The sequence below is a fragment of the Segatella copri genome (assembly GCF_019249655.2).
Lineage (GTDB): Bacteria > Bacteroidota > Bacteroidia > Bacteroidales > Bacteroidaceae > Prevotella.
The window spans coordinates 382,075-394,775 of the sequence record NZ_CP137557.1; the positions used below are offsets into that span (position 1 = coordinate 382,075).

Annotated in this window: 11 protein-coding genes; 1 reads left to right on the plus strand and 10 read right to left on the minus strand. The window is 46.5% G+C overall.

The features are described 5' to 3' along the window. The 10 genes from KUA49_RS01495 to KUA49_RS01540 all read right to left on the minus strand — a co-directional run bounded on the left by KUA49_RS01495 (nucleotide 1) and on the right by KUA49_RS01540 (nucleotide 11,064). A complete protein-coding gene (locus KUA49_RS01495; protein ID WP_256624890.1) occupies nucleotides 1-840 on the minus strand; it encodes a glycosyltransferase family 2 protein in 840 nt (279 codons plus the stop codon). Next, nucleotides 840-1,838, minus strand: a complete 999-nt coding sequence (locus KUA49_RS01500) for a glycosyltransferase family 2 protein (RefSeq protein WP_218413177.1) — start codon at nucleotides 1,836-1,838, stop codon at nucleotides 840-842. Before KUA49_RS01500 ends, KUA49_RS01495 begins: the two co-directional genes overlap by 1 nt. Continuing rightward, complete coding sequence (locus tag KUA49_RS01505; RefSeq protein WP_256624891.1) at nucleotides 1,835-2,758, minus strand: glycosyltransferase family 8 protein; 924 nt, start codon at nucleotides 2,756-2,758, stop codon at nucleotides 1,835-1,837. The genes KUA49_RS01500 and KUA49_RS01505 overlap by 4 nt, the downstream gene beginning before the upstream one ends. Before the next feature lie 123 nt (nucleotides 2,759-2,881). After that, nucleotides 2,882-3,904: a galactofuranosyltransferase gene (locus tag KUA49_RS01510; protein ID WP_218413178.1), complete on the minus strand. Its 1,023-nt coding sequence runs from the start codon at nucleotides 3,902-3,904 to the stop codon at nucleotides 2,882-2,884. A 42-nt stretch (nucleotides 3,905-3,946) separates the two neighbouring features. Next, nucleotides 3,947-4,702, minus strand: a complete 756-nt coding sequence (locus KUA49_RS01515) for a lipopolysaccharide kinase InaA family protein (protein WP_218413179.1) — start codon at nucleotides 4,700-4,702, stop codon at nucleotides 3,947-3,949. Nucleotides 4,703-4,743: 41 nt separating this feature from the next. Further along, on the minus strand, nucleotides 4,744-5,667 hold the full coding sequence (locus KUA49_RS01520) for a lysophospholipid acyltransferase family protein (RefSeq protein ID WP_218413180.1): 924 nt from the start codon (nucleotides 5,665-5,667) through the stop codon (nucleotides 4,744-4,746). Between the two features lie 41 nt (nucleotides 5,668-5,708). Further along, complete coding sequence (locus KUA49_RS01525; protein ID WP_218413181.1) at nucleotides 5,709-7,562, minus strand: ABC transporter ATP-binding protein; 1,854 nt, start codon at nucleotides 7,560-7,562, stop codon at nucleotides 5,709-5,711. A gap of 125 nt (nucleotides 7,563-7,687) precedes the next feature. Further along, nucleotides 7,688-9,022, minus strand: a complete 1,335-nt coding sequence (gene miaB, locus KUA49_RS01530; protein WP_153098230.1) for a tRNA (N6-isopentenyl adenosine(37)-C2)-methylthiotransferase MiaB — start codon at nucleotides 9,020-9,022, stop codon at nucleotides 7,688-7,690. Nucleotides 9,023-9,095: 73 nt separating this feature from the next. After that, complete coding sequence (locus tag KUA49_RS01535; protein WP_218413182.1) at nucleotides 9,096-10,049, minus strand: phosphatase PAP2 family protein; 954 nt, start codon at nucleotides 10,047-10,049, stop codon at nucleotides 9,096-9,098. A gap of 19 nt (nucleotides 10,050-10,068) precedes the next feature. Continuing rightward, complete coding sequence (locus KUA49_RS01540) at nucleotides 10,069-11,064, minus strand: NAD-dependent epimerase/dehydratase family protein (protein ID WP_218413183.1); 996 nt, start codon at nucleotides 11,062-11,064, stop codon at nucleotides 10,069-10,071. Nucleotides 11,065-11,201: 137 nt separating this feature from the next. Here KUA49_RS01540 and KUA49_RS01545 point away from each other — a divergent pair, with 137 nt between their 5' ends. Further along, entirely contained in the window at nucleotides 11,202-12,464 is a 1,263-nt protein-coding gene (locus KUA49_RS01545; RefSeq protein WP_218413184.1) for a serine/threonine protein kinase, read from the plus strand. The last annotated feature ends 237 nt before the right edge of the window (nucleotides 12,465-12,701 follow it).

Sequence of the window (12,701 nt, forward strand, 5' to 3'; positions counted from 1 at the left end):
TTACTTTGATTTAATAGACAAATCTTTCCACAAAAATTTAAAGCCTGTACGTAGGATTTTCCAGTCGCGTGATACTGGTTTCATCTTCAGAGCTTTTTTCAGTTTGAATGCAAAATCATCATTGATGCGTTCTTTTTTTTCTTCTGCAGTCTCTTTTATGTGAGGCAACTTGCTGGTGCTTCCAAATAACTCGGAGAACACCTCTTTTCTTTCCTTTTTCAATAAGTCACCATTTGTAAAAGAGATGCCATCAGTATAATATACAGCAACAATAGTGTTTATAGCTTGGTATGAACATTTTTTGAAATACCAGTTTTCCAGGAAGTGTGCCCAATCTGATACGATTTTCAGATTTTCATTGTAGGGATGCTCCTTTAGCAACTGAGTCCTTGTAAATGTAGATTGATGCTGCAGAACTTTATCTCTGATAAATCGGAACGACATGTTCTGTGGTGGAAGGCAGAGTGAAGCCAGTTTGCTGTCTATAATAATGGTTTCTCCCACGTAGTAGTCTGAGCCATTGAGCATCTTGGCAGCATTCTCCAAAGATTGTGAAGAAAAGAAATGATCGCCCGAATTCATGAAGATACAATATTCGCCTTGTGCCATTCTTATGGCTTTATTCATGGCATTATATACCCCATGATCTTTTTCGCTGACCCATTGATTGATATATTCTTGCTTGGATTCTATGTATTCCTTGCTGCCATCAGTTGAACCACCATCAACGATGATGTATTCAAAATCGCTGAATGATTGCGAAAGCACTGAAGAGATTGTTCTTTCCAATCCCTTCAGATTATTATAGTTGACAGTTATGACAGAGACTTTCTTTTTCATTATTCGTATAAATCTAAATTAGAATGTTTGTAGAACATCAGCTTGTCCATCATTCGTTGATACAAAATGAATTTATTAGGGTGTTTTAACAAGAGATAAAGCAAAACGCGTTCCTTGAAACTCTTTTTCTCTATACCGATTAGAGAAAAGGCCTTGAGATCCTTGGATATTCTGCTTACCATGGCCCTGATTTCTTTCTGCTTCGATAGAGAAGTCTGGTTTCTTGATACGTATTTAGCCGCTTTGATACCTCGCTTTACGACCATTCTTTTGGCAATCTTGCGGAAAGGAGAGCGCTTGTAATAATTATATCTTGATATTTCAGCCTGAAAGAATTCATAATATCTGTTGAGAGATAAATCGTGGACGATGCTGCTTTTTCGAAGCCGGTAATGATACAGCGGCTGGTAAGTATAGACCACCTGTTTAGCATTTTCGAACCAATGTGGCAGAATGCTATAATCCTCGTAATTTTTTGAGGTAGGCATCGGCTTGTTGAGCAACTCTCGTTTGAAGAGCATTTGCCAGATATAGCTCTTGATTTTATCCTTAATGACAAGCTCCTGTATTTCTTGGTTCTTTAAGATATATCTCTTATCTGAAGCATTTTTGCAAAGAGTCTTGTTCTTGCTTTCGTCGTAATGATTACAGATAGCGATGTCTGAATTGGTAGTCTTTAAATCATCCATCAAGACTTCATACATAGATTCTTCAATCCAATCATCGCTGTCAACAAAGCCAATATAGGCTCCCTGACAGATTTCAAGAGCTTGGTTTCTGCTATCTGCCTGTCCGGAATTAACTTTGTGGATGACTTTGATTCTAGCATCCTTTTGAGCCCATTCTTCACATATTTCAGCCGAGCCGTCTGTTGAGCCGTCATCTATAAGAATCAGTTCCCAGTTCTTGAATGATTGCTTTAGAATAGACTCTATGCATTGAGGTAAATATTGTGCTGTATTGTAAACGGGAACAATAATGCTTAATTCACAATTCATAATGCTTGAATATTTTTATAATCGTATTTTTGAACTTTTAAGTGCATTGCATATAATATACTATCGATAAGTGTCTTGAGCTTCCACGACCATGGCGTCTGAGGTCGGATACCCTTCCATCTTGTCATGTCCAGGTATTTGAAGAATAGCTTCTGATACGGACTCTGGCATATATGGAGCCATGGTTTTCTGTGACCTGTGAAATGTATGATGACAGGATGTTTTAATTCCTCTACAAGTTCCGGTATGGCTTGCTGGCGAAGATGTCTTCTTTTTCTTAGAAAGCCGTCTTGTATGTTCCATCTGAAGGGAATCAGGAGTTTTCTGTCATGCAGAAGTCCGTTGAGTATGTCCTGATCGTTGAAGATTAACTTTTCTGCATATTTTTCTGCAAATTCCAAACTGGCTTTACTCAGATGGGCATTTCTCCAGTAATCCAAATTGATGATGAGTACTCCCGAGTTGAAATAGGTATCTTCCTGAGGGTATTCGAGGCGGGTGTAGTTGTTTGCTTTTCCGCTCCACATGTCTTCTACTGCAGCTACGGCGTATGATGTAACATCTGTCTCCCACAAATCTTTTATAGAATCGTTTATGATGAGATCGCAGTCCAAATATAGTATTTTATGTATCTCTACAGGTAGAATATCTGCCACGAAAAGACGCAAGTAAGCTGCAAGCGATATGTGGGCACTTTTGAACGATGAAAGATTCATGTTTAGATTGTAAGCATAAAAGTGTATTTGCTGATTGTATTTTTCTACTTCTTCAGTAAGCATACTTTTAGCCTCATTGCTGAGTTTCTCAGCAATGATATGGAATGTTATCTGTTCATTTCTGTTATTGTACATGACAGAAACTAAAGTAGTACAACATTGCATGATGTAATTATCATCTATGTTACAAGCTATATGAATCATATCTTTGTCTTTTTAGAAGAAATGTACTGAGTGTACAAAACTTGCTTGTGAAGTGTCAGTTTTATATGTTTTTAAGATTACAGCTCCTCTAACTTGCTGAATACTAAGTTTATATCTGCAATATTATAACGAGCGAAAAGAGTCTTGAAGGAACCCGCCTTTGTTCAGCTTCTGAGCCAAATTTAGCGCTTGCTTTTTCATCTCCTTTTTCTGTTCCGGGGTAAGATTGGCAAGCTTGTCATCCAGCTCTTCCAGCGAACGGATGGTTATACCTGCTCCTGCTTCTTCGATGATAGAAGCTACGGCTGCCTCTTTCCAGATGATGAGCGGCAAACCGGCACGGAGGTAGAAGGATACTTTATGAGGGGAATTCCATTTCAGGTATTGACCATATTCTCCCGAGCATCCATCAAGTGAATCGCCGTCCCATACCAGTCCGAAGTCGGCATCTATATGCTTGATAAACTCCTCTGATGGTACAAAGCCCTGATAGGTAATCAGAGGATTGTTTTGCAAGCCTTGTAGACCTTCTTTGTTTCCACAAACCAACAATTGCCAATGGTTCAATGTCTTGGAAAGTTCTATCAGGAATGAATTCTTCTTCATACTCAAGGCTCCGGCATAGACCACCTTTACCTGCTCTCTTTCAGTTACTTCTTCCGAGCATTTTGATGCAGAACGATAGTCGAATAAGCCCAGGGCACCAACTGGCTTCTGTAACCCATGCTCTTTGAGCCATCCTTTCATCTTCTCGTTTGATGCAATGATGTAGTCGCTATTCGAAAGACGGTTAATCTCCTTCTGGATGGTGAGCTTCTTTCTGCGGAAAGAACCAAGGTCGTGAATCAGTGAAACCGTCTTGGCTCCTTTCAGATGGGCTACATGGCAGAGAAACGAAAAATACTTCTTGACAGGATATTGCAAGAACAGCACATCGTTTTTCTGGAGTAAGATACAGGCACGGATGATGCCTATCAGGTCTAGGAAGAAAGCCAATATCTTACTGTTCCTGATAGTGCGTGGCAAGCCAAGATTGATGGCTCCCATTTCTGCAAGCGTATCCTCGTTGTCTGTTTTTGCTTTATTGCCGGCGCTTGTCAGATTATAATAGTTGCGACTAATATAACAAAGTCTTTTTTGTTCCATATTCAATAGTTTATATGTGAAATGTACAAAGATGAGTTTGAACTATAATTCTAGCTGAAATGGAATTTCGTGCTTCTTTCCATATTTGGTCCAGAACCTAGCCCGTTCTTTCATCACATAGGCTACAGCCTTGTCGGTATCTATGTTGCGCAGTAGGGCATATTCGCTAACCAGAATACGGGTGAATTCTTTAGGTCCCCAGAATCTTCTGAGATTATACAGTCCTTTCTTCTCGCTTACTGGTCCGAAATCCATTCTGTTGATATCTACCAGCATGAAATGGAATCCTTCTTCATCTTGTTTCCAGAGAATATTGCCTGGTGTAAAGTCTTTATGGAGAATCTCGTGCAGATGAATGTCTGCTGCGAAATGGGCTAAGGCTTTTGCCAGATATTTATATTCTTCCGGCTTAGCGTCTGCCATCTCATAGAGTGTATGACCGTAGTCACACTGGATTGTGATAAGATAACTATATCCTAAGATATTCAGAAAGCTACGCTCTTCAATAAGGGCTAAAGGTTCTGGAGTATTGATTCCTTTTCTTTTCAGAATCATAGGATATTCGAATGCTCGTTGACCTTTTGGCTTCCTGATATTCCAAGAATAGATGAATTTGTTGAGACCATGTGGTATATGAAAGCGCTTTACGTTAACCTGTGTTCCATCTGGTGCTGTTAGCACCTTGATGAGGTTGCGCTTATTATATATCTCACGACCTTCCTTCTCGAAAACATCAGGGATGCTCTCGATAAAGGCTCTCAGATATTCGTATTTAGGATTTATCTTAATCTTTCTCATATCTTAGAATCGTTTTTGAAAATTGTTTCTTGTGATTCTTTTTATTCTTTAGGAATTACTTTACCGTTTTTGATTTCATATCGCTTATCAAACTCCTCCCTGGTTCGCTTCCATCTGTTATGCGTCCATAAATAATAAGGTGGATTCTTGCGGATGGTTTCTTCCAGCATCTGGAAGAAGCGACGGGTAATCTCGTGCTCCGGCAGAGTGTTTGGCTCACGGGTGATGAGCTTGTAGGTTGCCGTGTAGTAGCCTCGCTTAGGGCGCGACATCTCTACATAGAATACGGCGTCGTTCATCTTTCTCATGATTCTCTCGCCGCCTGTAAACACCGGGGTTTCGGGATGGTTGAGGAAAGGAAGCCACAGGTGGATGTTCTCCCACTTGGGACCCTGGTCACTGATGTAGCCGAAGATGCTCATGATGCCCTTGCGCTTGTAATCCACCAGATAGCGGAGGATGTCTTTCTTGGGCACCACCACGCCATTCTCCTCGTGAGAACGGATGCGCTTGAAGAGTTCGTCGAAGGCTTGGTTGCGCAGAGGATGATAGATGAGGCCTATCTTGCGTGACTTGGGCAGTTCGATACCCACGCATGAGAGCCACTCCCAGTTGCAGTAATGGCCCAGGATAGCTGCCACGTTCTGACCTTCCAGGAAACATTGCTCCACTTCCTCGCTGTTGATGACCTGGAATCGCTGGCGCAACTCCTTGTCACTGATGCTGAGCAGTTTGACAGCCTCGAAGAAGTAATCGCTGAACCAGTGATAGAACTTCTTCTCGATGTCGATAATCTCTTCTTCTGATTTCTCAGGAAAAGAGCTGGTGAGATTCTTACGCGCAATACCCCTGCGGTACTTGATGACGCGATACATCATGAAGTACTCGAAATCGGCAATGCAATAGAGCAGCCTGAATGGCAGCAGAGATATTGCATAAAAGAATGCATAAACAATCTTAACCATCTGTAAAACTATAAATTCTTAACTATTAACTCTTTACTCAATTACACCTGCTGCATGTCATGCAACTTCTTGTAATATCCGTCTTTTGTTATCAATTCTTCGTGGGTACCACGCTCCACAATCCTGCCCTCGTGCAGGACGCAGATTTCGTCGGCATGCTTGATGGTACTCAATCGGTGGGCTACTGCCACGGTGGTACGGGTCTTCATCAATCTCTCCAGGGCATCCTGTACCAGGCGCTCGCTCTCTGTATCAAGAGCCGATGTTGCCTCGTCGAGGATAAGGATAGGAGGATTCTTGAGAATGGCACGGGCTATGCTCACACGCTGACGCTGACCTCCGGAGAGTCTGCCGCCACGATCACCGATATTGGTATCGAAGCCGTGCTCTGACTTGGTGATGAACTCGTAGGCATTGGCAATCTTCGCCGCATTGGCAATTTCCTCGTCGGTAGCATCCGTCTTGCCGAAGCGGATATTGTCCTTGAAGCTGGCATTGAAGAGGATAGCCTCCTGGTTCACATTACCTATCAGCTGGCGGAGATCGTGTACGCAGAGGTCCTTCACGTTGATGCCGTCGATGAGCACTTCGCCCTCCTGTACATCGTAGTAACGGGGAATCAGGTCGAGCATCGTACTCTTTCCGCTACCGCTCTGTCCCACCAGTGCGATGGTCTTACCCTTTGGAATCACCAGGTTGATATCCTTCAGCACGTAAACCAGCTCATCGTTCTGGTGGTCGGTATAGGCGAAGGAAACATGGCGGAACTCTATCTGATGCTCGAAGCTGCTGATATGCTCAGGTTTCTCCTTGTCCTTGATTTCAATCTCGGCTTTCAGAATCTTGTCGATACGCTCCATGCTTGCCAATCCCTTCGGGATATTGTAGCTTGCCTTGGAGAATTCCTTCAGCGGGTTGATGATGCTGTAGAGCATCACGAGGTAGAAGATGATGGTAGGACCATCGATTCTGCCGTAATCCAGAACCAGGATACCGCCAAACCACAATACCACTACGATGAGGATGGTTCCCAGGAACTCACTCATCGGATGAGCCATCTGCTGACGGATGTTCACGCGCATGATGTTGTCACGGTAGCTGCTATTCACCTGGTTGAAGCGCCAGTTCATCTTATCTTCAGCACAAAAAGCCTTGATGATGCGCAAGCCGCCCAGGGTTTCTTCTACCATACTCATCGTGTCGCTCCAGAGCGACTGCGCCTCGGTGCTCTGTGCCTTCAGCTTCTTTCCTACAATACCCATGAACCAGCCGAATGGTGGCACAAAGAGGATGGTGAAGAGGGTGAGCTGCCAGCTGATGCAGATGAGCGTGATGAAATAGAAGAGAATGAGGATAGGATTCTTGAAGAGCATATCGAGCGACGACATGATGCTGTTTTCCACCTCCTGCACATCACCGCTCATTCGGGCGATGATATCTCCCTTGCGCTCCTCGCTGAAGAAGCCCAGCGAAAGCGAGGTAATCTTCTGGTAGAGCTGGTTGCGGATATCACGCACAATACCTGTACGGATAGGGATGATGGTGGCTGAAGAGAGGAAATAGGCTCCCGTCTTGAGGAATGTCATGAAGGCAAGGAACAAGCCGATAACCAGCAGAGCCAGTGATGCACTGTGCGCCACGATGAACTCCTGGATGTAATAATACAGGTTGTTGGTTGCCACTTCCTTGATGCTGCCCAGCGTTCCATCCCATTCCATATAGTCGTTGGCACGGATGCCGCCATCTACCTGGAAGAGAATCTGCAGGATAGGAATCAAGGCTGCAAACGAAAATATGTTCAATACCGCAGACAGGATATTGAACAGAACAGAGAGCCCCAGATACTTCTTATATGGAGGGACGAATCGGCGTAAGATTTGCAAAAATTCCTTCATAGGTGCAAATATAGTGTTTTTAAGGAAGACCGCCAAATTTTTGGCGGTCTTTCTTGACTTTTATTCAGTTTTTTCTTATAGAAGAGTCTTTTTTGCTCTTTTTCCCTTCTTTTAAAGAGCAATTGTTATTCTTTAACTTCCTCTCCGAAGAGGGTAGCAGAGGTAGAACCGGTGATGCGGACCTTTACGAACTCTCCGATGTGGTGGTTGCCCTTGTCGATAACCACCGCCTTGTTCTGCTCGGTACGGCCCATCATCTGCTCACGGCTACGCTTGCTGAAGTTCTCAATGAGGATGGTGAATTCCTTGCCCTCGTCCTTCTTGTTCTGTTCGGCGCTCACCTCGGTCTGCAGCTTGATGAGCTCGTTGAGGCGGGCTATCTTGGTTTCCTCAGAAACGTTGTCTGGCAGGTGCTTGGCTGCGTAGGTGCCAGGGCGCTCTGAATACTTGAACATGAAGGCGCTGTCGAAGCCTACTTCCTTCACCAGCGAGAGGGTTTCCTGATGGTCTTCCTCTGTCTCGTCGTGGTAACCCACGAAGATGTCGGTGGTGATGCCGCAGCCTGGGATGATGCGCTTGATGTCAGCGATGTGCTGCAGATACTCCTCACGGGTGTATTTGCGGTTCATCAGCTTCAGTATCTTGTTACTTCCGCTCTGGGCTGGGAAGTGGATGTGCTTGCAGAGGTTTGGCTCCTCGGCGATGGCCTGCAGGATGTCCTCGGTCATATCCTCTGGGTTAGAGGTGGTAAAGCGTACACGCATATCCGGCACAGCCTGGGCTACCATGTGCAGGAGCTCGGCGAAAGAAAGACTGCCTTCCTCGCGTTTGCCCGATGGCGAGAGACCATAGCTGTTTACGTTCTGTCCCAGCAGGGTAACTTCCTTGAAACCACGCTGCTGCAAATCGCGCACCTCACGCAAGATGCTCTCGGCATCGCGGCTGCGCTCACGTCCACGGGTATAAGGCACGATGCAGTAGTGGCAGAAGTTGTTGCAACCACGCATGATGCTTACGAAACCGCTCACCCTGTTGCCACCGATGCGCTGAGGCACGATGTCTCGGTAGGTCTCGGTCTTTGAAAGTTCTATGTTGATGGCGTTGGTACCCATCTCGCACTGCGCAATCAAATCCGGCAGGTTGAGATAGCTGTCTGGTCCACAGACCAGGTTGGCATAGTGGTTTTGGATGAGGTCATCCTTCACGCGCTCAGCCATGCAGCCCAATACGCCGAGAATCACCTTTCTTCCCTTCTTCTGCTCAGCATGCAGGGTGTCGAGGCGATGGTAAATCTTGTTCTCCGCATTCTCACGAATGCTGCAGGTGTTCAGGAAGATGGCATCAGCCTCTTCTTCCTTCTCGCAAATTTCGTAGCCTGCCATCTGCATCACAGAGGCAACTACCTCGCTGTCTGCCACGTTCATCTGGCAGCCATAAGTCTCAATAAACAGTTTCTTCATTGTTCTAGATGAATTCTAATTTATATATTAATGTATAACTATGATTTCTTTTTTAGCATCCCCGATGCCGTCATCATTTCATGTTCTTCGATGCTGCCATCAGCAGGAAGTAGAATACCACGGCAGAGATCCATCCGGCGATGGCATCGATGAGATAATGTGCCTGGATATACACGGTGGCCATGCACAGGAAGGTGTAGAATGGCAGCATGATGAAGAGCAGCTTGCGGTTTCTGCTGTGCCAGGCAAGGAGCATGCAGATGGTGCTTACGCCCACGTGCGAACTCGGAAAAGCGGCGGTAGGTCGCTCTCCGGCTTCCTTGGCATCCTCCACCAGCTGGTAGAAGATTCCGTCGGTATATCCTGGGGTAGGCAGACAGTTGGTATGGGTGTTGAAGTAATCGCCCAATGCCGGGAAGATTCCCTTGGCTATATCCTGCACACCCACGGCATCAAAGTAGAACGTAGGTCCCACCACCGGCACGTAGATGTAGATGAGATAGTAGAGGAAGAAGCTGGCGAGCAGCACAAAGCTAGCTCTTTCTGCCTCGTAGTATCTGCAGAAGAAATAGTAGAGCACCACTGCTGCTATCATCGGATAATACATGAAGTAGCCCATCGACATCAGCTCGCTCACCACCGCCCACGGCAACGCCTTGGCAAAGAGCAGGGCGGGCTGGCATCCAAAGAGGTCCTGTTCCCAGCCTGCGAAGATATGGTCCAGGTTGGGGAACATGCGGTTGATCTCGTAAGTGTCTGGATACCACCAGGCAAGCAGGGCGATTTGTGCCATGATGCGCACCATCTTCGTTATCCTGCATGGAATCATGCGGTATACGCCCCAGAGGGCGAGGGTGATGACTAGAATTCTCAATCGTCCCCAAAGCATCGATTCCGGGTTCACCACCTTGGTAAAGGCGAAGAGCATGGTAATCACGGTGATGGCCATATAGCCCAGCATCGCCCATTCCAGTGGCAGGAGTCCCTTCTTTGGGTTCTTGTCTATCTTAAAATAATCTTTTATCATTAATCAATGTTTATAGTTTTTACAGCCATCCGTTATCCTTGTACCACTTGATGGCAAGCTTTACACCTCTTGACAGAGGGTAGTGGGGATGATAGCCCAGCTCGTCCATGGCTGGCTCGATGTCACATCGCCAGTTGCGCTGCTTCAGGATGTTATACTTGTCGTTGTTCAGTGCCGACATCTTTCCGGTCATTCTTCCCAGGTATTCGCCCACGAAGGTTACGATGCGCAATACCCAGATAGGCGCCTTGATGCGCAGCATCCATGGATTGCCCAATTCCTTCTGAATCAAGTCGCTGAAGGCTTCCGACTGGTATACCTCGCCATCGCTGAGGAAGTATTTCCTGCCGTTCATACCGTGATCCAGAGCCAGGAACACAGCCTGCACCACATCCTGAACATAGACGAAGGTGATGTCCTGACGCTTGAATCCTACGGCGAAATCCACGTGCTGCCTGATGCTCTGAGCCATGAGGAAATAGTCTTTCTCTCGGGGGCCGTATACGCCGGTAGGACGCAGGATGATATAAGGGAAGTTGTTGCCGATGCTGTCCAGATAGCGTTCTGCGGCAAGCTTGCTCTTGCCGTATGCCGTATTAGGCTTAGGCACATCGTTCTCACTGATTTCCTGATAAGGCTGATCCTCACGGATAGCTCCGAAGATGCTGAGCGAACTGACGAATACAAATCGCTTGATGGGCATTCCCAGGTGCAGGATGGCATTCACCAGGTGCTTGGTGCCCTCGGTGTTCACCTTATAGAAATCCTCTGCATGCAGGCACTTGGTGGCGCCGGCTGCATGCACTATATAGTCGAACTCGTGCGGGGCGAGTTCCTTCTCCAACTCTTCCTCTGAAGAAAGATTGAGATTGATGAAATGGATGCGATCGTCTTGCAGGTATTTCCTGGAACTGCTGGGGCGTATTGCCGCCCAGGTCTCCATGCCTTGTCTTAAGGCTTCTTCCACGATGTAACTGCCGATGAATCCCGACGCACCCGTTACTAGAATCTTCATTAATTAATTATGTAAAATTGCAATTTCGCTGCAAAATTACAACAAAAAAATGAGTTATCATGCATGTTTTTCCGAAATATGACGAAAATATTTAATTTCTTTGTCGTATTTGTATAAAAATGTAGTATCTTTGCAGTATGGAACAAGTTTCGGGATTCTATTTCCCTCCTTCTGGTCAGACTTCCTTCGGTTTCTCGGAAATGGAGGAAATTTCGGTTGGTGGCTTTAATATCCTCATTCGTGCCAAGCGTGATGGCAAATGGTGGGTATTGAAGGCGCTGGCACCCGATGTACGCCATAACGAAGTGTTCCGAAGTCTGTTGCATAAGGAGTATGATATCCTTTCCAAGATTCAGCATCCGGGCGTGGTTTACGTGGAGGGCATCGAAGAGGTGGATGGCTACGGAGAATGCCTGGTGCAGGAATGGATTGATGGCGTTACCCTGGATGAATGGCTCAGCACGCCGCATGCCCGGTCGCAGCGCAGGCAGGTGGCTCATCAGCTGCTCGAAGTGATGGAGTATGTGCATAGCCAGCAGGTGGTGCATCGCGACCTGAAACTCTCGAACATCATGGTTACGCGCAGCGGAAGCGTGGTGAAGGTGATTGATTTCGGATTGTCGGATGCCGATTACTATGCGATATTGAAGTCGCCTGCGGGCACCGAGGGATATATCTCGCCCGAACAGCAGCAGGGTGGTCCCACCGATGTGCGCAACGACATCTACAGTCTGGGTATCATCCTGGATAAGCTGCAGCTCGGCTTGTCCTACAGACTTTCCATCGGGCGTTGTCTCTGTCCCCTCGAAGCTCGCTATCCTAATGTAGCTGCCCTGCGTCATCACATCCTGTTTCTCCACCGCTCCCTGCTGGCACTTTGGATAGTTCTGGGGGTGCTGCTGGTGGGCATCGCCGGAGGTGCTATATATAATAAGGTGAATCAGCCCGATACCATCTATGATGTGGTAACCCAGTTCAAGGCAGGCAATTTCCTGTGTACTTCCTGGGGAGGCGGTGTTGTTTCGGTGAAGGCCATCAACCAGAAGGATTCCTGCATCGAGGTTCCCAAGACGGTGACTTATCAGGGCATGACCTATAAGGTGGATGAGATAGAGAAAAATGCCTTTGCCCGGCATGCCGTTCTGAAGTGGCTGGTATTCCCCGATACCCGGCTTCATGTGATGCGTGGCATGATTACCGGCAGTCCTCATATTCAGAGCATCTGTTTCCGCAGTGCCCAGCCGCCGGTCATCGGCAATGCCATCTGGAAAATCAAAATCACGGATGTATTCGAGGTTCCTTGCTTTGAAAAGGTAAAGCTGCTGGTTCCTAAGGGCAGCCTTGATGCCTATCGGAATTCTCCTTGGGGTAAGTTCAGGCATATTGAGGAATATGAATAACTGAAGTTTCGCAAGTAGCATCCTTCCGTCCCCGAAGGGGGCGAATGTGAATAACCGCGGGTGGAATGACCGAAGGGAATGGAACCTGCGGATAGAAGATATACACTCTCTATCGTCCCCGAAGGGGGCGAACAGGGGCAAGACTGGATGCGGTTCGCCCCCTTTGGGGACGCTTTCTCCCTACTATTGGTTGTCCGCAGGTTCCATGACCTTCGGTCATTCCACCAGCGGTTATTG